The organism is Zwartia lucis (genome assembly GCF_965234455.1).
Classification (GTDB): domain Bacteria; phylum Pseudomonadota; class Gammaproteobacteria; order Burkholderiales; family Burkholderiaceae_B; genus Zwartia; species Zwartia lucis.
This window is the reverse complement of the sequence record NZ_OZ248472.1, coordinates 1,213,892-1,237,501: the sequence shown is the minus strand read 5'-3', so window position 1 is coordinate 1,237,501 and position 23,610 is coordinate 1,213,892. Positions and strand designations below refer to the sequence as shown.

Below are 23,610 nucleotides of genomic sequence, written 5' to 3'. Positions count from 1 at the left end.
TATAAATTCCCTTACGACGCCTATATTCTCCTTTACCCTCCTTTACCCTCCTCGCTCCCAACCTGGCCGCCTTCCATGACCCTACCGCATCACGCCACAGACGCCACGCAAAGTCAGCGCCTTCTGCTCAGCCGACAAGCTGATAACGTGCTGAACGAGGCAGTCTCCCGTGGCCGTATTCCCGGTGTAGCTGCCGCGGTCACCCATGCGACAGAAACTCTTTACGAGGGCGCCTTTGGTTTACGTGTGCAAGATCAACCGACGCCAATGACCTTGGACACGGTGATGTGGATCGCCTCCATGACCAAGCCGTTGGTGGGTGCAGCGGCCATGCAGCTTGTCGAACAAGGCAAGCTCAAACTCGATGAGCCCATCGCACGCATCCTGCCCGAGATCGATACGATCCAAGTCATCACGGGGTGGGATGCTCAGGGTCAGCCCATGCTTCGGCCGCCCAAAACGCCGATTACGCTGCGACACCTCATGACGCACACCGCAGGTTTTACCTCGGACATTTGGAGCCAGAACGCATCGCGCTTTCTCAAGCTGCATAAACTGCCGCGCGCGGGCTCAGGACAACGTAATGCGCTCCACATCCCGCTTTCCTTCGATCCCGGCGAGCGCTGGGAGTACGGGATCAACATCGACTGGATTGGCTTGGCGATCTCAGCAGTCACCGGTATGCGTTTGGGCGAATACCTCCAGAAACACATCACTGCGCCCTTAGGTATGCACAGTACCGGCTTCAAAATCACCTCCGAGATGCGTGCGCGCGTGGCCAAAGTGCATTTACGCAACGCCACCGATCAATCTCTGAGCGTGCTCGATTTCGAGGTTCCGCAAGAGCCCGAGGTCGACCCGGGTGGTGGTGGCATGTACTCCACCGCGAGCGATTATCTGCACTTTACCCGCATGATGCTCAACGACGGATACGCCAATGGACAACAGCTTCTCAAACCTCAAACCGTTGCCCTGATGTCTAAAAATGCGATGGGACCGCTGCGTGTCAAAATGCTACATACGGTCAATCCCAACATGTCACTGGATGCAGAGTTTTTCCCTGGCGTTGAAAAAACATGGGGGCTGACCTTCATGATTAATGAAGCGACAGCCCCTACGGGTCGTTCAGCTGGGAGTTTGGCGTGGGCGGGTTTGCCCAACGCTTATTTCTGGATCGATCCAGTCCGCAAGATCGCAGGCGTGTTAATGATGCAGATCTTGCCTTTCGTCGATACATCCGCGATCAAACTGTTTACGGATTTTGAGACAACGGTTTACCAGTCGCTCAACACCGCATAGATAAAATCGTTCACTGCCCGGGATACCAGCTAGGCAAACGCTTTTCGATAAAAGATGCCGTCCCTTCCGCGGCCTCAGCCTGTTGACGCATCTCCGAATGCTGTTTGATTAAATCGTCAAACAGCGCATCGTCTAGAAAGGACCCGGCGACTGCCATCGTTCGCAGCTTGGTCGCCGACACCGCGCCTGGTGCGTTCATCAACAAGGCATCAACAATGCGCGCCCCGGTAGCCTCGAGTTCCTCAAGCTTGCAGACCTCGTGCGCGAATCCAATGCGAAGCGCCACATCCGGACCAAAACGTTCGGAAGACAAAGCATAGCGACGCACGTTCCGCACCCCCATGGCCTGGCAGAGTTGCGGCAAAATAATTCCGGCGATCAACCCCCAACGGGCTTCGGTAATGGCAAAAACAGCATTGTCTGCAGCCACAACGATATCGCACACCGAAGCGACGCCTGTACCGCCCCCAAAACACCCACCCTGAATCAGTGCGACGGTTGGAATCGGCACGATATCCAGACGGCGGACTGCTTCGGCGGTCAAGCGCGACACCCGCTCATTTTCTGCGGGCGATGTGTGCGAAACGCTGGAAATCCAAGCCAAATCAGCACCCGCCTGAAAATGACGACCGTTGCCTTTGATCACCACCACCCGTGCATCAGGCTTGGGGCCCAACAAATCAAGCGCCTCGTGCAGTCCTGCAATCATGTCGCCGTTATAGGCGTTATTGACCTGCGGACGATTCAAGGTCACGGTCACGACCCCACGCATATCGACGTCACAGAGGACGGTTCCTTTGCCGAGTTCTTTTGTCATCACTCCCCCTTTTTTCATTCATCATTGGTATTTTTAACCTGACGATCAGCATAACTCGTAATGACTCGACCAAGCCTTGAGGGAAATCCATGCCGCTCCTCAGGCATTTGTCACAGTTTGATGTACTATTTCTGAAAAATAATCAGAATAATCGGATCCACTCAAACCTAAGAGACAGCAGAACATTCCATGCAGACATTAGACGCCATCATCATAGGCTCTGGCTTTTCGGGCATGTATCAACTCTACAGCTTGCGGGACAAGCTTGGCATGACCGCCAAAGTCCTCGAAGCCGGGAGCGGAGTCGGAGGCACTTGGTTCTGGAATCGTTATCCAGGCGCACGTTGCGACTCCGAAAGCCATACCTACATGTATTATTTTTCCAAAGAAATCATCCAGGAATGGGAGTGGTCAGAGCGCTATCCTCAGCAACCTGAAATCTTGCGCTATTTAAATTTTGTCGCAGACAGGCTCCAACTGCGCTCTGATATCGAACTCGATACGCGGATGTCGCAAGCCCATTTTGACGAAGCGACGCAGCGTTGGCATGTGAAAACGGAAAACGGCAAGGAGTACAACGCCAAATTCCTGATCACCGCGGTGGGTTGTTTGTCCTCGGCCAACATGCCCAAGATCAAAGGTTTATCCGACTTTAAAGGCAAGTGGTTTCACACAGGACAATGGCCTCACGAGGGCGTGGACTTCACCGGCAAACGCGTCGGTGTGATCGGTACAGGTTCGACCGGCATTCAGGCGATTCCGGTGATCGGCGCAAGCGCTGGACACCTAACGGTGTTTCAGCGCACCCCCAACTACAGTTTGCCCGCACGCAACGCGCCGTTGACGCCTGAGTTTAAAAAATACGCGAAAGAACACGCAGAAGATATCCGCAAAATCATGACCAGCAACACCAATGGCCATGGTTTTTATATCGAAGATAAATCTGCACTTGATGAGCCCGAAGCCGATCGCGTCCAAGCCTATGAAAAAAAGTGGGAGCAAGGCGGCTTTCAGTTTCGAGCCCTCTATCGCGATATTTTGACGAGTTCAGAGGCGAACGAAACAGCGGCCACCTTTATCCGTAACAAGATAAAGCAGGTCGTTAATAACCCTGAAGTCGCCGAATTGTTAGCGGATATTGATCACCCCTTCGCCGCCAAACGTCCCCCAATCGATTCGCAGTATTTTGAAACCTACAACCGCGATAACGTTTCACTGGTCGATATCCGCAAAGCACCGATCGAATGCATCACGGCAACGGGCATTCAAACGGCCGACCAGGAATATCCGCTAGATATCATCGTGTTCGCGACAGGCTTTGATGCCATGACGGGCTCCTTGGTCAAGCTCAATGTGACAGGTCGGGAGGGTCGCACGCTCAAGGACTATTGGCACGCGGGCCCACGTACCTATCTGGGTCTGCAGATTCCTGGCTTTCCTAATTTCTTCACAATCACCGGTCCCGGCAGTCCCTCCGTGCTGTGCAATATGCCACCCGCGATCGAGCAACACGTTGAATGGATCACACGCTGCATCCAACACATGCGCGATAAGGATCTGGCGTCTATCGAGGTCCCAGAAGCCTCGGGTGATCTGTGGCAAGCAGAAGTCGATGCGGCGGCTAACGCCACCCTACTTCCAAAGGTTAAACACTCTTGGTATCTCGGTGCGAACGTCCCGGGTAAACCACAAGTGTTCATGCCTTATGCGGGCGGATTGAGCCACTATCGTGACATTTGCGAAGATGTCATCAAGGACAATTATCGGGGCTTTGAGTTTCAGGCCGCGCGCTGACGTTTAAAGCCCATTCACCTCTTTCGGGTGGTGATCGTAAAAATGCCGGGATGAGTGATCATCACCGGCATTTATTTGTTTTACTGTTTTTATTTATTTCCCATTCTTTTCGACCCAGGCAAACAGCGCGATCCCAATCACGATCAGTGCACCAAAAATCGTCCATGCCGGTATGTGCATGAGCTGAGGAAGTGTCAACTTGCCAAGCTTTCCAACCGACAAGATATTGGCCCGCACCCACTCAAACGAGAACGCATAGAGGATTGCCCCAAAGATCATGCCTACCGCTCCCACGAGCGCATGGATGCTGCCTGTTCCAATCGCAGCGATCCCAGTACCCGGACAGTAACCGTACAACACCATACCGATCCCAAAAATGGCCGCGCCGATGATGGTACCCAGCATATTGGCATCACGCACATGCCACTTGGCGAGCTCCATGTTGGTCAATACCAGCACACCAATGCCTCCCACAATGATGGCTGGAAACATCACCTTGAGGACAGTGAAGTCCTTGAGGCGGAACTGATTCACGATCACGTTGTAGTTTGTGACTTTGCCTCGCTGCAACAACCAGCCAAATACAAAGCCAAACACAACGGCCAAGAGCAATGCGCTTTCACCTTTAATTGGAAACATTATTTTTCTCCAGATACTGTTGAACGTGATCCACCGTAGATGATCGCTGCGGTGATGATTCCAGACACAAACATCACCGCCAGAAATGTCCAACCCACCACGGCAAGTTGCAAGGACTGGGATATGCCATTACCGCTTGTGCACCCACCGGCCATGCGAGCGCCATACATGGCGAGCGCACCGCCGATAAAGGCGACGCTAAAGCGACGTGTTTTCGAAGAACCAAATCTCTCTTGCCACACACTCGGAATCGACTCGAACTTAAACGTGCGTGACAAGAGTGCCGAGGCCAAGGCACCAAAAAAGGTACCGATCAAAAATAATGTGCCGTAGTCCAGTTTCATCGCATTGGTTCGCCAGTAGGCGTTTGCCGCTACGGTATCCGCACCTACGATCGGTGAAATCATACCCCCCGCAATTTGACCTATTGAAGTCGTGATGCCCAGAGGTGCCGCCACCACGACAAACACGACCCAACTCAATACGCCGATACCTATGCCCACGATATAAGGTGACCACCTGCCAGCAAAGCGCCCTGCTAAGTGAACCGATTGTTGTTGTGTCATGAACGTTCTCCTTATGACGGTACTTAAAGAAATTGCTAACCCGCAAAATCAATATACTTTTTAACAATTTATTTTTATATATAATAATTTCATTGATTTTTTTTGGTCTTGATCTAGATCAAAGGCATACGCTTGTTTAAGCAACTTGGTGACATCCGCCACTAGTGCGATAATCCCTAGTTGCACAGATGTCTTTTACTCACTTCACATTTGAGGCTTTACGCTCATGGCACAAGAATTGGATTTGCTAAAAATCGCCCAAGAAGAACAGAACGGCGATCTTTTCAATATGCTCGACGGTATTTACAAGCGTTCATCGGCCAAACCCGTTGGCTGCCCTGACGCAATCATCTGGGAAGGCGGCAACGCCACAGGTGGCGTCAAACCCGTCGCACACGCATTCACAGACATGTTCGCTTTGAACGGCACACTGATGGCACTCGACGTGCTGGGCTTGCCTTTCCTCGGCGTCCCGATGATGGCGCAGTTCCGTCATGACAGCAAACTCCAGTCACTCGAGTGGTTCGGCAAGCTGGACTACACAGCGCTGAAGTGGTCGACTGCTGGCGACTTCATGGTCAACGAAGGTGGCAAAAAAGTCGTGGTGAACGGCAAGTCTGCTAACGCCCCCCTGCGCACCGCCGCAGGCGTGTATTGCAACGTGCGCCCATACGGCGGCATCACCAGTATTCGCTTTATGCCAGGCCTGCCTTACTCGCAAGACAAAAAGAAGTTCAATGTTGATCACGCCACCGGCGTCATTCACTCCGAAATGAACACTCCCGGCATTCGCATGGCCTATGCGGCACGTCTGTTCTTGAAAATGGTACACGAGACAGGCCAAATCGGACGCGTGGCGACCAAGCCCACACAGGCTCAAGAAGACGCCATCAATGCAGGCATCATGCGTTGGTTGTTGCAAGGCACCAAGTTCAAGCTCAAGCGTCAATACACCGTTGACGCCTACGAAGAGCACCGCGCCAGTGTTGATGCCATCGTAGCCTTGCTCCCCAAGGACTTTAAAGCTGGCATGGAAAACTGGACAGGCGATATTTACGAACACATTTCCGACACCAACTTCGGTTTGTTGTTGCATGACATGATTCGTCAGCGTCCTTGCATCGTCTATGCAACAGACTTGGACGGCGATCGTTTGACCGACTTGATGGCCGATGCACCAGACGTTTTGCGTGACTGGGGCCAAATCGTGCTGGACAAGGTTGGCGCCAAAGTCGACATGAAGAAACTGTGGGTGGACATGGGCTACACCATGACCAATGGCAAAGACATGACCAGCGTGATGTATCGCGTGCATGGCGCCCCCATCTACGAACAGACACTTGGCTCAGCTGATGCCATGTTGTTGCGTTTGCTGGACGGTGACGAAACAGTCGGCGGTGAAAAGCAGCCTTATGATCCACGCATCCACTTTGTTCTGATTAATGAGGCTTACAAAGCCGCGAACCCAGACAACAAAGAGTTGGCTAAGTGGCTCGACGAGCAACTCGCGACGTTCGACAAGATTTATTCGGTTGAGCGTCCACGTTATATCGACGGTTACAAGAAACTCAAAGCTGCAATCCGTCCTTGGGGCGCTTAAGTTTCTAAAATTTAAGAAACTCAATTAAAAAAAATCCCGCGAGTTTAAATGTTCGCGGGATTTTTTCACTTCTTCTTCACTTCATCACTTCTTCTTTACTTCAAACTCATTTGAACCGTGCGCGGTCCAGAATTTTCTGAGCGGCGATTTGGTTGCGCCCCATCGCAGCAACCGGAACGTCCTCAACCTTGAAAGATCCGAGCTGTTTTAGGCCTGGATTTTCAATCTGGACCGACGCGACTGCGGGCCACTCGTTGTTACCGTCTGCAAAATAAACCTGCGCGTCATCGGTCGCGAGGTACTCAAGAAACTTCTTAGCGGCCTCTGGGTGTGGCGCATTTTTGGCCATCCCGCCACCAGCGATATTGATGTGCGTCCCACTTGTCGCTTGATTGGGCCACAAGAAGCCTACCTTGGCCATGAGCGCTTGATCCTCAGGCTTAGTCGAGCGCATCATCCGTACAAAATAGTATGAATTCGTCAGTGCCACACCACACTCACCTGCAGCAACGGCTTTGATCTGATCGGTATCTCCACCTCGAGGCGCACGTGCTTGGTTGGCCACCATGCCCTTGGCCCACGCCTCGGTGGCAGCCTCTCCACTGCGGTCGATCATCGCACCCACAAGGGACAACATATAGGGGTGCGAACCAGAGCGCGTGCAAACCTTTCCTTTGTTCAGAGGATCTGCTAGTTTTTCGTAGGTGTCGACATCCTCAGGCTTGACGCGGGCCTTGTTGTAGACGATGACGCGGGCGCGGGTGGAATAACCTACCCAGGTGCTGCCCCCGCCTTCGACTTTCGCTCTCAAGTTTTGTGGGATACGCTCGTCTATCAAGGCTGACTGGAAGGGCTGAAACATGCCATCCTTTTCAGCGCGCCACAAACGGGCAGCATCCACCAGCAAAATAACGTCTGCGGGACTTTTAGCACCCTCGCTTTTCAAACGCTCTATCAGGGCGTTGTCGCTCGCCTCAATACGATTAATCTTGATCCCTGTCGCCTTGGTAAATCCACCATAGAGAAGCTCATCCGTCTGATAGTGACGCGCGGAGTAAATATTGAGTTCCTGGGCGGGCTTGCCCGACTGGGCGAGAGCCCCTCCAACAGAAGCGATTGACAACAGGCCGGATGCTAAAGTTTTGAAAACAGTTTTGAAAACGCCTTGCTTGTTCATCAAAGAATGATCCGTAAAAGCCCTAAGAGTCAGAAACATCATCATACCACTAAATGCGAATCATTATCAATAGCGATTGGCTTTTGACATCGCTCGAGACAGCAAAATGACCGGAATCAGTCCGGCAACCACAATCGTCAAGGAGGGCAAGGCTAACTCTGACAAGCGTTCATCGGCGGCGAGTTGATAGGTGGCCACCGCCAAGGTGTCAAAATTAAAAGGACGCAGCAGCAGCGTTGCGGGCAACTCTTTCATCACATCGACAAAGACAAACAAGCCCGCGGTCAGGACACTGCGTTTGAGTAGCGGAAAGTGAATGGCGCGCATCGTTTGCCAAGGGGTCGCGCCTAATAGGGCTGCACTGCCGTCCATCGAAGGCGTAATCCGTGAAAGCCCCGCTTCCACACTTTGCAAACTCGAGGACAGAAACCGAATCAAATACGCGTAAATCAACACTGACACCGTCGCAGACATGATCCAGGCCATTTGAAACAAGCCTAAAACGGACAACATACCCACTGCCAGCACAGCTCCGGGAAGGGCGTACCCCAACCCCAGCAGCCGGTTGACCCAATGCATGGTGGCGCTTTTAGTCAGCCTCGCCCCATAGGCCAGAATCAATGCGCATGCAACTGAGATCAACGCCGTGATTGCAGAGAGTCCAAACGAGTTTTGCAACCAGTCCAGGTAGCGCGCATCTAGACTCAAGCCCTGCTCCCACAAAAGTTTCAGCAAAGCGGCCACCGGCAAAAGAAACGCACATGCCAAGGTCGAACCGCAGGCGGCAAACGCCCAAAAAGCTTTTTTACCCCGCAAAAGACGAGGAGGCGCGACGCGTTGTACAACTCCGGAACTGACATAGCGCATGCGGGCGCGATTGGTCTGCTCAATATAGAAAATCAGCACTACAAAGACCAGCAAACCCAGTGACAACTGCACTGCGGCCAAGCGGTCACTAAAGGACAACCATGCCCTGAAAATACCGGTTGCAAACGTCTCCACACCAAAGTACGCCACGGCACCGTAGTCGGCCATGACCTCCATCAAGGCGAGAGCCATTCCGGCAAAAATCGCAGGGCGCGACATGGGCAGCACCAAGCGGTAAAACGCCTGAAAGCCGCTATAACCAAGAGTTTCAGCTGCTTCGGACAAACGGGCGCTGCGATCCAGAAATGAGGTCCGGGCGATCAAGTACACATAAGGAAATAGGCAAAAAGAAAACGCCCACATCGCGCCGCCCAGAGACCGCGGATCGGGAAAGAACCAGAGCTGCTCCAGACCCAACACATTGCGTAACGCAGTTTGAATCGGACCCGAAAACTGCAAAATATCGACAAATAAATAGGCCATCACATACGTCGGGATCGCGAGCGGCAAAATCAGCGCCCATTCAAAGAGCTTTTTGCCGGGAAACTGGTAGTTGGCGACCAGCCAGGCATTGCCAACCCCGAGGACAAACACCCCAAACCCTACCCCGATGAGCAGCAACAGTGTGGACGTGACATACTCACCCAATACGTGCTGCCAGAGATGTTGCAGAGTGCCTTGGCGGCTGAGCTCCTGCGAGGCCTCACCCGTGCCCTCGGTAAAAAGGGGGATAAACAGGCCCAGCAGCGGAAGCGACAACAAAACTGCGATCAGGACAACGACTCGACTCATTCGTGTTGCGCTCGGCTAAAAATATAAAAGGGTTCTAGAATCAAACTGTTGTTAATGAGAAAATTATAAAGATGAATTCCCCACCGCCTTTGCTAGCCCTCGATCACGTCGAAATTAGTTACCCGCGTCTAGACGGTCCAGGGCGCGTGCAGATTGTTCGGGATTTAACCCTCAGTCTAGCCCGAGGCAGCATTGCGTGTTTGCTCGGCCCCTCAGGCTGTGGCAAATCCACCATTCTCAGAGCCATTTGTGGCTTCGAAGCCCTGCAAGACGGCACCGTCAGTATGCATGGCAAAGTAGTCAGTGCCCCAGATATCCAAGTCGCTCCCAACCTGCGCAAGGTTGGAATGGTATTTCAGGATTTTGCGCTTTTCCCCCATCTCAGCGTTTTGGAAAACGTCATGTTCGGTTTACGTGCCCTTTCACCGGCGAAACGCCGCGAGGTCGGACTCCAGTGGCTTGAGCGCGTCTCTCTCGCGGACAAGGCGGGAGCTTACCCACATGAATTGAGTGGCGGTCAACAGCAACGCGTCGCGCTCGCGCGCGCCATGGCACCCGAGCCTGACTTGATTTTGCTCGATGAGCCCTTCTCCAGTCTAGACATTGATCTACGCGAAAGACTCGCCAGTGAAATGCGCGATATTTTAAAAACCAATGGCGTGACCGCCTTGCTCGTCACACATGACCAATTTGAAGCCTTTGCGATTGCGGATCATATCGGCGTCATGTCCGAGGGACGTATCGTGCAATGGGATACCCCCTACGACCTGTACCACGAGCCCATTAACCGTTACGTCGCGGACTTCATCGGCCGTGGCGTCTTTGTCAAAGGCATCATTCAACCTAACGCCATGGTCAAGATCGAGCTCGGGGAGCTACAGCTCGACAATGACCACCACGACCCGCTCGGTACCGAGGTCGAGGTCCTTTTGCGTGCCGACGACATCCAGCATGACGATGCCAGCCCACAGCTCGCCGAGGTCGTGCGCAAAACATTTAGAGGCGCGGATTTTCTCTATACCTTGCGCTTGCCTTCCGGTCAGGAAGTACTGGCTTATGTGCCCAGCCACCACGACCATTCGCTTGGCGAAAAAATTGGGATCCGGCTCGGCGTAGACCACGTCGTGACCTTTTAGACAAAGCCTGGTTAGGACCTCCTTATTGATCCACCTAAAGGAAAACCCTGTGTTTGAACAAAATGCGCCCATCCCTGGGGACTGCCTGTGTAGAATCACTTAGCCTTTAACGAGTCAGCGCAACACCAAGGATATCGCTATGCAGCAGGTTATTTCCGATGAAAGTATTGCCGTAGATCCCACCTCGAAAGTTCTAAAAAAACTTATTACAGTCATCGCTGTCGCGATGTCGCTGTACCACATGTACGTGGCAGCATTCGGTCCTCCGGAGGCGGTGGTTTTTCGTGGCACGCACTTGATGTTTGCCTTGGCGCTGGTCTTCTTGCTCTACCCTTCCCGTGCAACAGGTGGATTGTTACCGCGCTCCTATGACATGCTGCTGCTGGCATTAGGTCTAGCGGCGATCGCTCATATCTTTGTCGACTATGAAAACTTCACCAACCGCATTATTTACATCGACGAATTGACCAAGCAGGACGTGTTCTTTTCCTTTGTCATGGTGATTATCGTCCTAGAGGGGACACGCCGGGTGATTGGTTGGGCACTACCGATCACTGCGATTGTGTTTGTGATCTACGCCGCGTTTTTTACTCAAATTAAGTTACCGGTTCTGTTGGAGCAGCTCTATCTCTCAACCGAGGGTATTTTTGGCTCTACGCTGGGTGTTTCCGCCTCCTACGTCATGTTGTTCGTGATTTTTGGCGCTTTTATGGAAAAGAGCGGAACAGGCCAACTGTTCATGGACTTTGCCATGGCACTAACAGGACGCAGTGCGGGCGGCCCTGGTAAGGTCGCTGTCGTGAGCTCCTCTCTTTTCGGAACCGTTTCTGGCAGTGCTGTTGCAAACGTGATGGTCGATGGTCCGATTACGATTCCCCTGATGAAACGCACAGGTTTCAGGCCGCCTTTCGCTGCGGCGGTGGAGGCCGTCGCCTCGACAGGAGGGCAGTTGATGCCTCCCGTGATGGGCGCGGCAGCCTTCGTGATGGCTGAGTTTTTATCCGTCCCCTACGCACAAGTCGCTATGTGGGCCGTCATTCCCGCCCTGCTTTACTACGCCTCTGTCTTTTTTGCCGTGCACTTTGAAGCAAAACGCCACGGCCTAGGCGGCGTGCCCGAAAATGAATTGCCCAAATTTATGCACGTCATGAAAGAACGGGGCCATCTATTCATTCCAATTCTGATCATCCTTGTTGGTTTGTTTAATGGTTACTCGGCACCTCTTTGCGCGTTGGTGGCTGCCATCAGCTGTCTCCCGGTCGCACTCGCTCGCAAACTGACGCGCCAAGGTATCACATGGATGTCCGTAATCAACGCGCTTGAAGAAGGCGCGCGCAATGCTTTGTCCGTGGCCATGGCTTGCGCCTGCGCGGGTATTGTCATTGGTTGCGTCACCATTACAGGCCTGGGGATTGTTTTCACACAGGTTGTCATTGAGCTTGCGAATAACTCCCTGTTCCTCGCTCTCTTGCTGACAGCGATGGCCGGCATCATCTTAGGCATGGGAATGCCGACAACTCCTGCCTATATCGTGATGGTGTCGTTATTGATCCCTGCAATCATCAAACTCGGCGTTGAGGTGCCTGCCGCACACATGTTCGCGTTCTACTTCGCGATTTTGTCAGCGATCACTCCACCCGTCGCGCTTGCCGTGTTTGCAGCCGCAAGTTTAGCCAAAGCAAATATGTGGGAATCGGGCTTTGCTGCCATGCGCGCCGCGGCTCCAGCCTATATTGTGCCTTTCATGTTTGTCTATGAGCCATCCTTGCTGTTGATCTTTAAAGAGGACACTTCCTACCTCACCGTCTTTTGGTCAGTCGTGACAGCCTTAATAGGCGTCATTGCGCTCGCGGGCGGATTTTTCGGCTGGCTTGTCGGCTATGCGACGACCCTACAACGCATCCTCTTATTTATCTCGGCGATTTGTCTGATTAAACCAGGCCTCATCACGGATACGATCGGCTTCGGTCTCTTGGCCTTTGTTGCGATTACCCAGTGGTATCAAAACAAAAAAACTCCCGGCGTGACAGCTTAGGAGAAGCTTATGAGCATGGCCATGATTCACCTCTCTATCCCGATCAAAGACATCGCGTCCACGGTGCGCTTTTATCGGGATATCCTAGGTTGCACCATTACACGTCAACAGACCGATCGACTTGATATCGATTTTTATGGACATCATCTCGTCGCGCAACTCTCGGAGCTTGAGGCCTCGCACAAGTCAATCACGATCGGAAGAGGTGATTATCCTTTGCGGCACTTTGGTGTGATTGTGAAGCCTGAGGTGTACGAACGGATGCTGGCAAATCTGATTTCAGCCCAGGTCACGTTCGCGATGGCGCCTGATAGGATTTTCATCGGCACGCCTCGCGAACAAACCGTTTTCCTGGTTTTCGACTTTTCAGGCAATGCCGTTGAGGTCAAAGGCATGCCTGACCCTCAGCAGGTTTTTGCTGAGGGTTAAAGCGGTTAGAAACGTTTTGAGAACGACAGCGCCATCGCGAAGCCCGTCTGATAATTGTTGCTGAACTGCGTTGTACCTGACGTATCCGTCGCCGAGAGTCGTCCACCTGTCGTCGCAGCCGCGTACAAATCCACACGCGAAGTACGATCAATCGCATAGGACAGTCTGGCAAAAACGGGGACGAAACTGTTTTGACCAACTCCGTTTGCCACCGGGCTATTTTCGTTCAAACGAAAGCGATAAGAACGATACGCACCCCCACCACCCAGGGTCCAACGATCCGTCAAAGCATATGACAACTCAAGACCCGCGCCGCCAGAGGGGCCGGCGGGCAGCGGGTTGCTCAATCTCAACTTGTCCGTGATGTTCCAGTTGACTAAGAGATAGGGAAAAATTTTAGTTTGATCGATCTGCCGAAAGACACCCGCGCCCAATCCGAGCGTCAAGTCTTTGGAAAACGTTCTCGCCACACTCATCACAGCGCCATAGGTCGCCGTGCCGCCCGTACCCGTGCCGGTTTCACCCGACCACTCAATTGTTGGCGCGAAACCAAGGCGCCACTCAGGGCTAGGGGAGTAGCCGAAATTCATGCCTAAAGCAGGGGTATTGATAGACGTCCAAGGCGCCTGGCTGTTGAGTCCGCTCCACGACCATTTCTGATAGTTATACTTGGCACTCACGCCTGCGGAAAACGCGCTGGTGACTTGGCGCGTCACGTTGACATTGGCGGAGGCATCCCACCAGTTAAAACTTCCGCTGTCCACGATACGCGTATTAAATTGGTTCAAGCCTGTCACACCCACGGACACGCTGGTTTCACCTGGCGCTTGACGTGGTTGCGCGACAACCGCGGCAGACAAGGTCCCCAAAGCGAGGGCGATTCCGAGACTTAGTGGGTAGGTGAAGCGAGACATAGTGAATGACCTTTTAGAGATGATGGAGCACTAGCGCGACAATAAGCGTCTAGCAAAATAAGACAACGTATCGACGAGAATCACAAGCAAAATCATAGCCGCTAAGATGCTGCTTGTTTCTTGCATCTGAAATAAACCCATGTGAAACGACAACATTTGACCCAAACCACCGCCGCCGACGACCCCTAGCACGGCAGCGGCCCGAATATTATTTTCCCAACGATACAACGCATAGGACATCAATTGGGGAGAAACGGTCGGCAGTGTTGCATATAAGAACACCCGGCCCTCGCCCACACCCTGAACGCGAAGAGCCGTTGCGGCATTTTGCGGGGAATTTTCGATGGATTCAGCAAATAAACGACCTAAAACACCCGTCGTGTGCAAAGCAAGGGCCAAGGTGCCGGCAAACGGTCCAAGACCGGCGGAAATCAACAGCAAAGCCGCCCAAACCAGCTCGGGAATCGCGCGTAAGGCATTGAGCAATAAGCGGGTCAAAAACCGCCAACGCGCGGGATCACCAGCAAAACTACGACTGGCGGGCACGGCGAGTAAGAGACCGAAGATTGTTGCAAGCAAGGTCCCTACCGCGGACATCGCGAGTGTCTCAAGGCTGGCGCGCAACAGCTTGCTTAAAAATACGGGCTCAAGGTTGGGTGATAACAACTCCCCCAAGAACTTACCCATGCGGGCCAAGCTCTCAAGGGACAACACCCGGGCAAGCTGCAAATCAAGGGACCAAAAACTCAATACGATCAGCGCGATGGTTCCAAACAACACCCAAAAGACGGACGAATCCAGTCTTAACCAATGTCTTGGGCGCGTCATCATTGCAAAGCCCTCCGCATCCAGGTGCTCAAGAGATCGGCCAAACCGACCAATAAAATAAACACAATCAACATGGTTGCGACTTCGGAACCGTTGAACATGCGCATCGAATTGTCCATTTGCTGTCCGAGTCCACCGGCGCCGACAAAACCGAGCACGGTTGACGCACGAATGGCGCACTCCCAACGGTAAATCGTGTAACTGGTCAATTCGGTCGCATTACCTGGCAAAACGCTGAAGAAAAAAGTCTGAATGCGCCCAGCACCGTTTCGCAGTAACGCCGTTGCAGGCTCGCGCTCGCCACTCTCAAGAATCTCTCCATACACTTTGCCAAGCATCCCGGCGTAAGTCAGTGCGATCGCCAACACGCCCGCGGCCGGACCGAGTCCCACCACACGCACAAACACAAGCGCCCAAATCAATTCCGGCACGCTACGCAACAGAATCAACAACCAACGAATCAATTGCCGTACCACAAAGGGTAAAGCGCGCATCCGTCCAGACAAGGAGGACACCGACAACACCGTCGTGGACAAGAGCGTCAAAGGAATCGCAAATAACAATGCTAGAAAAGTGCCCGCGGTCGCAATCGCGACAGTACGCCAAGCCTCTCGAGCCACAAGTTCCAAAAACTCGAGGTTGAGTGCGGGCGGGAAAAATTCAGAGAGAAAATGGGTCGTGACTTTGAGGTTTTGCGCCTCAAAAAACACCCACGGTCGAAACTCGGTACTCACCAAGGCAGGCCAAAGAATCACGCATGCGACAACAAACCAAAACACGCGTCGCGACCAAGCGGGATCGCGCAAAGAGGGGTCTTTGATACGGGCCATCGGAATCAGGCGCATCCCACACGAACTTCCCGCTTGGCGGGAGGGAGCTCTTCGGGAGCCACTGGCGCTTCTACTTGCGCCAGCTCATACTCAAACTGCGCGTACAGATGTGCTAAGCGCTCAGGTGTGACTTCGTGTCCCGGGAGATCAAAAACGAGTTTTCCCTCTCGCAATCCAAGCACGCGAGGAAACTCCGCCGTCGCGACATTGACTTGATGCAAGGTGGTCACCAAGGTGACCCCTTTGGCGCGCGCTTCACGCAACAGCGTTGCGATGGCTTGCCGTGCTCGCGTGGGATCAAGCGCCGACAGTGGCTCATCGATGAGCCAGAGTCCTGCAGGGGCGAGCAAGGCACGCGCGAGACCGACACGTTGCCGTTCTCCACCAGAAAGCCGGTCGACACGCTCCCATATTTTTTCCTGCAAATCAAACTGGGCCAAGGCCTTGACGACCTCATCCACGTGCTGCGGGTAGAGCAAGTTTTGTAGACTGCGCCAAAGCGACAGCGCCGGCAACTTGGCTGCGAGTAGGGAGACAACGACACGCTGCCTAGGTGGCAAGGGCGGGCTTTGAGGCGCATAAAAAAGGCGCCCCCGCTGCCGCTGGAGTTGACGCGTCGACAAGGTCCAGACTGACTCCAGATCTAATGTCACCGCACCTTGCGAAGGCCTGAGTGCAGCACCCAACAGTTGCAACAAAGTCGTTTTGCCTGCACCCGAAGGGCCAATGACAGCCACATGCTCGCCGGGCTCGATCGAAAGCGTCAACGCATCGATGGCCGGGCGGGATTGAGCAGTCGCCGCCGGATGACGTGCGGTGACGCCGTTGAGCTCAACGCGCAGGCCGGACATTATTTAATCAAACCCGCGCTTTTACCTGCCGACTCAAGACCTTTGTAGTTGTCAGGTGTCGTGGGGATGTATTTACTCGCGCGATTCAGTGTCAGGATTTCCTTACCCTCGGGCGTATTCATATCAAGCGCCAATAAGGCTTTGGTAATTTTTTCACGCAAGGCGACAGGCATGTCTGCATTGACAGACCAGTTGTAATTGAAATAAGGCGGTGTGGTGAAAAAGACATCGACCTTGTTGGTGTCGACCTTTTTTTCGTTCACAAATTTGTTCCACACGGTAATGTCGAGCGCGGCGGCATCGACGCGGCCACTAACGACAGAGGCGATCGTTGCATCGTGCGCACCCGAATAGGCGACACGCTTAAAGTCACGATCTGGGTCGATACCGGCATCCAACAAGAAAGAACGAGGCATCAAGTGACCCGAGGTACTGGACTGCGATCCAAAGCTCACTTGCTTGCCCTTCAGGTCAGCCAGCTTGGTGATACCGGAGTTTTTTTGCGTGATGAATACTGAACGAAATTTGGTGTCTTCTTCGCGCTGCGCGATCGGAACAATCTTGCCTCCGGAGCGAATTTGAGCCTGCACATAAGTGAAGCCTCCAAACCACACCAAATCCACTTGCTTGTTGACCAAGGCTTCTACCGCGGCCGGATAGTCATTGACAGGCACAAAGCTGACCTTCATCCCGACGGTTCGCTCGAGGTATTTGGTCAGAGGACCGAATTTACGCATTTGCTCGGTGGCGGCCTCTTCGGGAATCGTGGTCACACGTAGCACCTGCTGTGCGTGCGAAACACCAGAAATCAAGGTCACAAAAGTGACTAGCGCGCCTGCGATGAGTCGCGAAAAGCGAAAGGATTGAAGGGTTGAAGACAAAGAAGTCACCTGAAAACGGTTAAGGATGTATCAGTATAGGAGAGACCCGAGGCTCTCGCGCCGATAGACCCTTTTTAGCCGTCCCGTTTAGTCAAAGTGACTTCTTGTTTGCTAAGATTTATTTAAATTTGTTATTTAATATTTAACGCTTTAATAAGCGTCGTCCATTTCTTCTCGTCGGTCTTGAGATTGGCGGTCACCACCTCGGGTGTCGAGGTATCAAGCTCAATGCCTAATTGACTCAAGCGTTTACGCAACTCGTCGTCCTTGCCCAGAGACTGCATCGCGGTTGAGATTTTGGCCTGCAAGGCCTTATCCATCACGGCCGGAGAGACCAAGGCCAACCAGAATGTCGCTTCAAAATCCTTGGTACCCAAGGCCTCGTTCATCGTGGGCAAGTCAGGCAAGGTCGAGATGCGTTGCATCGAGGTCACTGCTAGACCTCGCGTCTTGCCGCTCGTGATAAAGGGCATTGCTTCGCTCGCGGCTGAAAACATCATCTGTACTTGACCACCGATCATGTCTTGCGCAGCGGGCATACCACCCTTGTAATGCGCGACCACCATTTTCAGACCAAATTCCTTGATGAAATATTCGGCGGCGAGGTGATTGATCGAGCCCACCCCCGAAGTGCCAATCGCATATTTATCGGGATTTTTCTTGATGAGTTCAACGAGCTCTTTTGCGTTTTTAACTGGCAAATCTTTATTCGTCTGCAAGACAAAAGGCGCCTTCATCATCATCGAAATCGGCGTAAAGCTCTCGTAGGGTTTGTAGCTCACCGTACCTTGAAGGGTTGGATTAATGACAATAGAGACTGGCGCTGCATAAAGCGTATAGCCATTTGGCTTTTGACTGGCCACATAGGTGCTGGCGACAGTCGAAGCTGCCCCGGCCCTGTTCTCGATCACCATATTTGCTCCAAGCTTATTGCCAAGGGCTACGGCAATCGCGCGACTCGACACATCACTCACACCGCCTGCTGGGTAGGGCACGATGAATTTGACGGGTTCTTGTGGATAAGCGGCGACTGATTGCGCGGCACTCAACTGGGGTAACGCGAGCGCGCTCAAGGTCACTGCGGCTAACGCTAAACGAATTCGTGAATGATACTGATGCATGATGTTATCTCCAGATATTATTTTAAAGTGCGGCACCACGTGCGGCGATCGGCCAAACTGCTTCGACCTTTCCACCACGAATACAAATCAATTCATCATATAAATTTACGGTCGGGTCGCAATGCCCGGGAACCAGCAACAAGCTATCGCCCAACGCGGGATGATTGGCCTGCGCGGTCTCCAACACACCATGCTCGTCGCTTGCCTTGGTGTACTCGACACCGGGCATTTGCCACACCACAGGCAGGCCGGAGTCGACACTCGATGCTTTCAATCCGGCATCGACCACTGCTCGGTTCGCCGTCGGGCGACTCAAGACCGCGGTTTTAACGAATAACGCATGCTCGAACTGAATATCTTGAGGACCTTGTTGATTTTTAGCGTAATCGGCATCCATAAAAATATAGGAGCCAGACTGCACTTCATTAAAGACGCCTGAATCGCGCTCAAGCACCACCGACCCAGTCCCGGCCCCGGTAATACGCTCGACTTTCATCCCCAGCTTTTCAATCGCCGCACGCATGGTGAGGGCGATATCGCTGGCTTGACGAATGGCAGCTTGTCTTTTTTCAGGTTCGCGGTAGTGCTGAGCACTTCCGTGATAGCACTGTAAACCCATAAAACGTAGGTAAGGCGCAGCCTTGATTTGCTTTGCTAACGCGGTCACTTCATCGACTGAGACCGCACCGCAGCGTCCCATCCCGACGTCGACTTCGATATAGACATCCACCTTAATCTTGCGTAGGCTCGTCGCTTGCGCAAACTGTGCCACCTGTTCGGGGTGATCGACCAGCACGCCAATCGTCGCGCGGGCTGCCATATCCAGCACATGACCAACCTTTTTTGCACCGACGACCTGATTAGTGATCAGCACATCCTGAACACCGGCCTCGACAAAGCGGGCGGCTTCGCTGACCTTTTGACAACAAATCCCGATCGCGCCTTGCTGAATTTGACGCAATGCGATGTCGGGGCACTTGTGGCTCTTGGCGTGGGGCCTGAGACGCATATTGCTGCCCTCGAGCGCTTTTTGCATCCGCGCGAGGTTGCGCTCAAACGCATCGAGGTCAAGAACCAAGGCCGGTGTATCGATATCTTCGAAGGCATCACCAGGATGCGCTGCTTTCCAAGGGGACATGTCAGTTTCTCAAAATGATCAATCCAGAGATTGATCTAAAACGAATAGGCTACCATTAAGACCTATAAGCATAGCCTTCAAAATCTTTCTCGGCAAAAAATTTCTTTATATACCGGCAGACATGGCAGACATCACACTCAAAAACGTTGTCAAACAATATGGCGACGTCACTATCATAGATAAGCTCTCTCTTGCTGTCGCTCACGGTGAGTTTTTCACACTTCTAGGACCAAGTGGCTGTGGTAAAACGACATTGCTTCGGATGATCGCAGGATTTATCATCCCCGACGCAGGTCAAGTACACATTGGCGACGAAGATGTCACTCATCTTGAGGCATACAAACGAGAAACCGGTATGGTTTTTCAGGACTATGCATTATTTCCCGACAAAACCGTATTCGATAACGTCGCCTATGGCTTACGCGTAAGAAAGTTTTCTAATCAAAGGATTGATGAGAAAGTCGATCGGATTTTGCAACGCGTCGAACTTGCTCACCTGAAAAAACGCTATCCCGGAGAGCTGTCTGGTGGTCAACGACAACGTGTCGCGCTCGCTCGAGCGCTGGTCATCGAACCAAGAATTCTTCTGATGGATGAGCCACTCTCAAATCTTGATGCAAAACTGCGGATTCAAATGCGCGACGTCATCCGCGAACTCCAACAAGAAGCCAACATCACGACTATTTTTGTTACCCACGATCAAGAAGAAGCGCTTTCGATGTCAGACCGAATCGCATTATTGCGCAACGGCAAGATCGATCAGCTCGACACACCCGAAGGCCTTTACTCACGTCCGCTCACCGCCTACGCCGCTGACTTTATAGGTGGAGCTAACTTGATTCCCGTTTCGCACAGTATTGACCGCGGCGCGCTGACTGAAGTTGCCGTTGCGGGTGGATTGATCATGATTGCCACTGACGCGCAGTCTTTGAGAGACACTGAGCAACCGAAGTATCAACTCGCCGCGCGGTCGGAGCATATTCATATTCAGTCTACTTCGACAACAAGCATTCATCATATACCCGCACAGGTCGTGTTCAGACGCTATCTGGGTTTCAAAGTGACCTACTGCCTCCGACTTGCGGATGGCAGCACTCTGATGGCCGATGTTCCCAGCGCCGCTGATCCTCGAAAAATTGCGGGCGACGCGGTTTTTCTGAGCTTCTCTCCCGAATGCCGGCTAGTTTTGGCTTAGGTGAGTGCACATGAACCTCTTTTTTAAAAAAACTGTATCCCCTTGGTTCCTTCCGGCCCTTCTTTGCCTTGGCGTATTGACATTTTTTGTCTTATGGCCACTACTTTCGCTTTTCTACTACAGCGTTGTCGACACCAAGACCGGCGCCTTCAGTCTGTCAGGCTTTCAGGCTTTTCTGGATAATCCCAGATACGTCGAAGCCTTCTTTAATACTTTGCGACTAGGCATTACCGCAACACTAGGGTGCATGCTGCTCGGTGCACCGCTCGCTTACATCGTGACACGCTTTGATTTTCCGGGAAAGTCTATCGTTGCTCTTTTACCTCTGGCGACAATCGTCTTACCCGACATCGTAGTGTCCCAGGCGTGGTTAATGCTTCTTGGTAATAATGGTCTGGCGCGCCGTGCGCTTGAGTTTATCGGGATCGAGCTGCCGAGCTTTTATGGCTGGTTCGGCATGACTTACACCCTGATACTGAACGATTACACCTACGCATACATCGGCATGCTTGCCGCGCTAAAAGCGATTGATGGCACAATAGAAGAGGCAGCGACCAACTTAGGCGCCAGCGGACTGAGGCGCACATTCACTGTGACTTTGCCGGTGCTGGCGCCTGCCCTATTAATCAATGCGATGGTGGTCTTTACCCTGGCTGTAGATAACTTTTCGATCCCGATGATTTTAGGCGGGTCGGTCGATGTGTTGTCTTCTCTCACCTACACGACCTTTCTTTCTGAGATGGGCTCAGACCCTACGATGCAAAGCGTGCTCGCCGTACTTTCCGTGCTGCTAGTGGGTTTGGTGCTTTTTATCCAAAAAACCATCGTAGAGCGTAAGACGTATCACATGCAACAAGGTCGAGCACCCAAGCCCATTCGCGCCAAAGGTTTTTCCGCTGGGCTACTTACCTTTGTCGTGCTGCTCTTTGTCGCGTTGTCGCTAATCCCCGCGATGATTGTTTTAATTGGCGCCTTTACCAAATCAAGTGGTCCTGTGATGCAATATGGAACGTTCACGCTTGAAAATATGGATCGTGCATTGCGGCAAGCGCCCGGTCCTATTTTTAATTCGCTCTCACTGGCCAGTATCGCAACACTGATCGGCACCTGTTTTGCCACGATCGTCAGTTACCTGATCGTCAAAAAAAGGATGTGGGTCGTTTCGATTTTGGATTATGTCGTGATGTTACCGTTAGCGATTTCAGGAACGGTGCTCGGTATCGCATTGATTCAAACTTATAACAGCGGCATGATTATTCTCACGGGCACTTGGGCCATTATGGCAGCAGCCTACTTTGTACGAAAAGTTCCTTTTTCAATTCGCTCTGCCTCCGCCTCCCTCTACAGCATCCCGGACTCAATAGAAGAGGCTTCAATCAATCTTGGTGTACCCCCGATTAAAAGCTTTTTCAAAGTCATTCTCCCCGTCATGAAACCCGCGATCCTTGGAGCCGCTATTTTGATGTGGGTGACATCATTGTCTGAAATATCAGCTACCATTGTTTTGTATTTTGGCGGTATGGAAACGATGCCTATAGAAATGTACCGTCAGATCGACTCGGGTTACTTGGCTCGGGCCTCAGCCTACGGAGTGATCCTGATGACAGTGATCTTGATTCCGGTTTATCTTTCAATCCGTTTTTTAAAGCTTGACCTATTCTCCAGTCGCAATCCCTAACTCAGGAGTCATCGCATGACATACTTCACAATGAACCGTCTCTTAGCACCTGCAGCGCTTGGCGCCCTCACCCTGTTGAGTACTGCAACAGCCTTTGCAAACAGTGCGGTGATGTACACCTCAAACAATGTTCAGGTTATCGATACGGCTACCGATGTTGCCAAAAAAACTGCACCTGGACTCAATATTCAAAAAGTCACTTCTGGCACGGGCGCACTGATGAAACGCATCGAAGCCGAGGCAAAAAATCCTTTAGGTGATGTTGTCTGGGGTGCCGGCTTTGGCACCATGGCAGCTTTTCGTCAAAATTTCCAACCCTATGAGTCTGCTCAAGCCAAGGATATTCCTGCTCAATTCAAGGGTCCCGATCTTCTATGGGTAGGCTCAAACGCACATGTCATGATCTTGATGATCAATAACAAGCAGCTCAAAGGCGCCACCGCCCCAAAAAGCTGGACGGACTTATTCGCCCCAGCTTGGAAAAACAAGATCATTATGGGTGATCCCGCCACCTCCGGCAGTGCCTACGATCAGGTATACGGTATTTATCAACTGTTCGGCGCTGACGGTTTGAAAAAACTGGCTGCAAACGTTGTCATTTCAAAAAGCTCAGCACAAGTCTATAAGAGTGTCGCCAATGGTGAATATCCTATCGGTATCACGATGGAATACGCCGCTTACTCTTATGTTGCAGGTGGTCAAAAAGAAATTGAACTCGTCTACCCACAAGAAGGTGCATTCGTTGCACCCGAAGCTGTCGCAATCATCAAAAATCCTAAAAATGGTGCTGCAGCAGCCCAACAACTCTACGATGTGTTGCTTTCAAAAGAAGTCCAGGAAGCTGAGTTGATTCAAAACTTTCGCCGCCCGACACGCTCTGATATTGATGTCTCAAAATTGACTAAGCTTCCTAATCTGAGCAATATCAAGGTTGTTGGCACTGACCCTGCAAAAGCGGCGGCTGACTACAAAGTCGTGATCGACCTCTGGAAAGACGCCCTGAAAAGTGCCGGAAAATAATTT

21 protein-coding genes are annotated in these 23,610 nt (G+C 52.3%); 9 read left to right on the top strand and 12 right to left on the bottom strand.

Annotation, left to right across the window (positions count from 1 at the left end):
• Positions 1 to 75: 75 nt before the first annotated feature.
• Positions 76 to 1,299: a serine hydrolase domain-containing protein gene (locus tag AC8GE9_RS05840; RefSeq protein ID WP_506676171.1), complete on the top strand. Its 1,224-nt coding sequence runs from the start codon at positions 76 to 78 to the stop codon at positions 1,297 to 1,299.
• A 10-nt stretch (positions 1,300 to 1,309) separates the two neighbouring features.
• Here the strand turns inward: AC8GE9_RS05840 and AC8GE9_RS05835 are convergent, their stop codons facing one another.
• Positions 1,310 to 2,116 carry an enoyl-CoA hydratase-related protein gene (locus AC8GE9_RS05835; protein WP_506676170.1) on the bottom strand — a complete coding sequence of 269 codons (807 nt, stop codon included), beginning with the start codon at positions 2,114 to 2,116 and terminating at the stop codon, positions 1,310 to 1,312.
• Positions 2,117 to 2,305: 189 nt separating this feature from the next.
• Between AC8GE9_RS05835 and AC8GE9_RS05830 the strand changes: the two genes are divergently transcribed.
• Entirely contained in the window at positions 2,306 to 3,910 is a 1,605-nt protein-coding gene (locus AC8GE9_RS05830; RefSeq protein ID WP_506676169.1) for a flavin-containing monooxygenase, read from the top strand.
• Between the two features lie 93 nt (positions 3,911 to 4,003).
• Here the strand turns inward: AC8GE9_RS05830 and AC8GE9_RS05825 are convergent, their stop codons facing one another.
• Positions 4,004 to 4,549, bottom strand: a complete 546-nt coding sequence (locus tag AC8GE9_RS05825; RefSeq protein ID WP_506676168.1) for a YeeE/YedE thiosulfate transporter family protein — start codon at positions 4,547 to 4,549, stop codon at positions 4,004 to 4,006.
• Complete coding sequence (locus tag AC8GE9_RS05820; protein WP_506676167.1) at positions 4,549 to 5,115, bottom strand: YeeE/YedE thiosulfate transporter family protein; 567 nt, start codon at positions 5,113 to 5,115, stop codon at positions 4,549 to 4,551. Before AC8GE9_RS05820 ends, AC8GE9_RS05825 begins: the two co-directional genes overlap by 1 nt.
• 226 nt (positions 5,116 to 5,341) lie before the next feature.
• Here AC8GE9_RS05820 and AC8GE9_RS05815 point away from each other — a divergent pair, with 226 nt between their 5' ends.
• Positions 5,342 to 6,715 carry a hypothetical protein gene (locus AC8GE9_RS05815; protein ID WP_506676166.1) on the top strand — a complete coding sequence of 458 codons (1,374 nt, stop codon included), beginning with the start codon at positions 5,342 to 5,344 and terminating at the stop codon, positions 6,713 to 6,715.
• A 106-nt stretch (positions 6,716 to 6,821) separates the two neighbouring features.
• On the opposite strand, the gene AC8GE9_RS05810 is transcribed toward AC8GE9_RS05815, so the two are convergent.
• Together AC8GE9_RS05810 and AC8GE9_RS05805 are read right to left on the bottom strand one after the other, a co-directional pair.
• Positions 6,822 to 7,892: an extracellular solute-binding protein gene (locus tag AC8GE9_RS05810; protein WP_506676165.1), complete on the bottom strand. Its 1,071-nt coding sequence runs from the start codon at positions 7,890 to 7,892 to the stop codon at positions 6,822 to 6,824.
• 66 nt (positions 7,893 to 7,958) lie between these two features.
• The gene (locus AC8GE9_RS05805) at positions 7,959 to 9,551 is read right to left on the bottom strand and encodes an ABC transporter permease (RefSeq protein WP_506676164.1); all 1,593 of its coding nucleotides are present in this window, start codon (positions 9,549 to 9,551) and stop codon (positions 7,959 to 7,961) included.
• Between the two features lie 71 nt (positions 9,552 to 9,622).
• Between AC8GE9_RS05805 and AC8GE9_RS05800 the strand changes: the two genes are divergently transcribed.
• From AC8GE9_RS05800 to AC8GE9_RS05790, 3 genes are all read left to right on the top strand, one after another.
• The gene (locus AC8GE9_RS05800; RefSeq protein ID WP_506676163.1) at positions 9,623 to 10,687 is read left to right on the top strand and encodes an ABC transporter ATP-binding protein; all 1,065 of its coding nucleotides are present in this window, start codon (positions 9,623 to 9,625) and stop codon (positions 10,685 to 10,687) included.
• A 139-nt stretch (positions 10,688 to 10,826) separates the two neighbouring features.
• Positions 10,827 to 12,722: a TRAP transporter permease gene (locus AC8GE9_RS05795; RefSeq protein WP_506676162.1), complete on the top strand. Its 1,896-nt coding sequence runs from the start codon at positions 10,827 to 10,829 to the stop codon at positions 12,720 to 12,722.
• Positions 12,723 to 12,731: 9 nt separating this feature from the next.
• Positions 12,732 to 13,151, top strand: a complete 420-nt coding sequence (locus tag AC8GE9_RS05790) for a VOC family protein (protein WP_506676161.1) — start codon at positions 12,732 to 12,734, stop codon at positions 13,149 to 13,151.
• A 5-nt stretch (positions 13,152 to 13,156) separates the two neighbouring features.
• Here AC8GE9_RS05790 and AC8GE9_RS05785 read toward each other — a convergent pair whose 3' ends face one another.
• The 7 genes from AC8GE9_RS05785 to AC8GE9_RS05755 form a co-directional block, all read right to left on the bottom strand.
• On the bottom strand, positions 13,157 to 14,065 hold the full coding sequence (locus AC8GE9_RS05785; RefSeq protein ID WP_506676160.1) for a DUF6268 family outer membrane beta-barrel protein: 909 nt from the start codon (positions 14,063 to 14,065) through the stop codon (positions 13,157 to 13,159).
• 30 nt (positions 14,066 to 14,095) lie between these two features.
• Positions 14,096 to 14,896, bottom strand: coding sequence for a phosphonate ABC transporter, permease protein PhnE (gene phnE / locus AC8GE9_RS05780; protein WP_506676159.1), 801 nt, complete (start codon positions 14,894 to 14,896; stop codon positions 14,096 to 14,098).
• Entirely contained in the window at positions 14,893 to 15,738 is an 846-nt protein-coding gene (locus AC8GE9_RS05775; protein ID WP_506676158.1) for a PhnE/PtxC family ABC transporter permease, read from the bottom strand. The genes phnE and AC8GE9_RS05775 overlap by 4 nt, the downstream gene beginning before the upstream one ends.
• Positions 15,729 to 16,565 (bottom strand): phosphonate ABC transporter ATP-binding protein, encoded by an 837-nt coding sequence (locus AC8GE9_RS05770; RefSeq protein ID WP_506676322.1) that lies wholly within the window; start codon positions 16,563 to 16,565, stop codon positions 15,729 to 15,731. Before AC8GE9_RS05770 ends, AC8GE9_RS05775 begins: the two co-directional genes overlap by 10 nt.
• An 8-nt stretch (positions 16,566 to 16,573) precedes the next feature.
• Positions 16,574 to 17,416 (bottom strand): putative selenate ABC transporter substrate-binding protein, encoded by an 843-nt coding sequence (locus tag AC8GE9_RS05765; RefSeq protein ID WP_506676321.1) that lies wholly within the window; start codon positions 17,414 to 17,416, stop codon positions 16,574 to 16,576.
• A 170-nt stretch (positions 17,417 to 17,586) separates the two neighbouring features.
• Positions 17,587 to 18,576 carry a Bug family tripartite tricarboxylate transporter substrate binding protein gene (locus tag AC8GE9_RS05760; RefSeq protein WP_506676157.1) on the bottom strand — a complete coding sequence of 330 codons (990 nt, stop codon included), beginning with the start codon at positions 18,574 to 18,576 and terminating at the stop codon, positions 17,587 to 17,589.
• A gap of 22 nt (positions 18,577 to 18,598) precedes the next feature.
• The gene (locus AC8GE9_RS05755; RefSeq protein ID WP_506676156.1) at positions 18,599 to 19,714 is read right to left on the bottom strand and encodes a DSD1 family PLP-dependent enzyme; all 1,116 of its coding nucleotides are present in this window, start codon (positions 19,712 to 19,714) and stop codon (positions 18,599 to 18,601) included.
• A gap of 121 nt (positions 19,715 to 19,835) precedes the next feature.
• Between AC8GE9_RS05755 and AC8GE9_RS05750 the strand changes: the two genes are divergently transcribed.
• From AC8GE9_RS05750 to AC8GE9_RS05740, 3 genes are read left to right on the top strand one after another with little or no spacing between them, the layout of a single operon-like run.
• Positions 19,836 to 20,909, top strand: a complete 1,074-nt coding sequence (locus AC8GE9_RS05750; protein WP_506676155.1) for an ABC transporter ATP-binding protein — start codon at positions 19,836 to 19,838, stop codon at positions 20,907 to 20,909.
• A gap of 10 nt (positions 20,910 to 20,919) precedes the next feature.
• Positions 20,920 to 22,587 (top strand): ABC transporter permease, encoded by a 1,668-nt coding sequence (locus tag AC8GE9_RS05745; protein ID WP_506676154.1) that lies wholly within the window; start codon positions 20,920 to 20,922, stop codon positions 22,585 to 22,587.
• A 15-nt stretch (positions 22,588 to 22,602) separates the two neighbouring features.
• Positions 22,603 to 23,607 carry an extracellular solute-binding protein gene (locus AC8GE9_RS05740; protein WP_506676153.1) on the top strand — a complete coding sequence of 335 codons (1,005 nt, stop codon included), beginning with the start codon at positions 22,603 to 22,605 and terminating at the stop codon, positions 23,605 to 23,607.
• The last annotated feature ends 3 nt before the right edge of the window (positions 23,608 to 23,610 follow it).

Excerpts from the sequence above, each read along its gene's own strand:
- AC8GE9_RS05840 (WP_506676171.1), top strand. The coding sequence starts at position 76 with ATGACCCTACCGCATCACGCCACAGACGCCACGCAAAGTCAGCGCCTT.
- AC8GE9_RS05835 (WP_506676170.1), bottom strand. The coding sequence starts at position 2,116 with ATGACAAAAGAACTCGGCAAAGGAACCGTCCTCTGTGACGTCGATATG.
- AC8GE9_RS05830 (WP_506676169.1), top strand. The coding sequence starts at position 2,306 with ATGCAGACATTAGACGCCATCATCATAGGCTCTGGCTTTTCGGGCATG.
- AC8GE9_RS05825 (WP_506676168.1), bottom strand. The coding sequence starts at position 4,549 with ATGTTTCCAATTAAAGGTGAAAGCGCATTGCTCTTGGCCGTTGTGTTT.
- AC8GE9_RS05820 (WP_506676167.1), bottom strand. The coding sequence starts at position 5,115 with ATGACACAACAACAATCGGTTCACTTAGCAGGGCGCTTTGCTGGCAGG.
- AC8GE9_RS05815 (WP_506676166.1), top strand. The coding sequence starts at position 5,342 with ATGGCACAAGAATTGGATTTGCTAAAAATCGCCCAAGAAGAACAGAAC.
- AC8GE9_RS05810 (WP_506676165.1), bottom strand. The coding sequence starts at position 7,892 with ATGAACAAGCAAGGCGTTTTCAAAACTGTTTTCAAAACTTTAGCATCC.
- AC8GE9_RS05805 (WP_506676164.1), bottom strand. The coding sequence starts at position 9,551 with ATGAGTCGAGTCGTTGTCCTGATCGCAGTTTTGTTGTCGCTTCCGCTG.
- AC8GE9_RS05800 (WP_506676163.1), top strand. The coding sequence starts at position 9,623 with ATGAATTCCCCACCGCCTTTGCTAGCCCTCGATCACGTCGAAATTAGT.
- AC8GE9_RS05795 (WP_506676162.1), top strand. The coding sequence starts at position 10,827 with ATGCAGCAGGTTATTTCCGATGAAAGTATTGCCGTAGATCCCACCTCG.
- AC8GE9_RS05790 (WP_506676161.1), top strand. The coding sequence starts at position 12,732 with ATGAGCATGGCCATGATTCACCTCTCTATCCCGATCAAAGACATCGCG.
- AC8GE9_RS05785 (WP_506676160.1), bottom strand. The coding sequence starts at position 14,065 with ATGTCTCGCTTCACCTACCCACTAAGTCTCGGAATCGCCCTCGCTTTG.
- phnE (WP_506676159.1), bottom strand. The coding sequence starts at position 14,896 with ATGATGACGCGCCCAAGACATTGGTTAAGACTGGATTCGTCCGTCTTT.
- AC8GE9_RS05775 (WP_506676158.1), bottom strand. The coding sequence starts at position 15,738 with ATGCGCCTGATTCCGATGGCCCGTATCAAAGACCCCTCTTTGCGCGAT.
- AC8GE9_RS05760 (WP_506676157.1), bottom strand. The coding sequence starts at position 18,576 with ATGCATCAGTATCATTCACGAATTCGTTTAGCGTTAGCCGCAGTGACC.
- AC8GE9_RS05755 (WP_506676156.1), bottom strand. The coding sequence starts at position 19,714 with ATGTCCCCTTGGAAAGCAGCGCATCCTGGTGATGCCTTCGAAGATATC.
- AC8GE9_RS05750 (WP_506676155.1), top strand. The coding sequence starts at position 19,836 with ATGGCAGACATCACACTCAAAAACGTTGTCAAACAATATGGCGACGTC.
- AC8GE9_RS05745 (WP_506676154.1), top strand. The coding sequence starts at position 20,920 with ATGAACCTCTTTTTTAAAAAAACTGTATCCCCTTGGTTCCTTCCGGCC.
- AC8GE9_RS05740 (WP_506676153.1), top strand. The coding sequence starts at position 22,603 with ATGACATACTTCACAATGAACCGTCTCTTAGCACCTGCAGCGCTTGGC.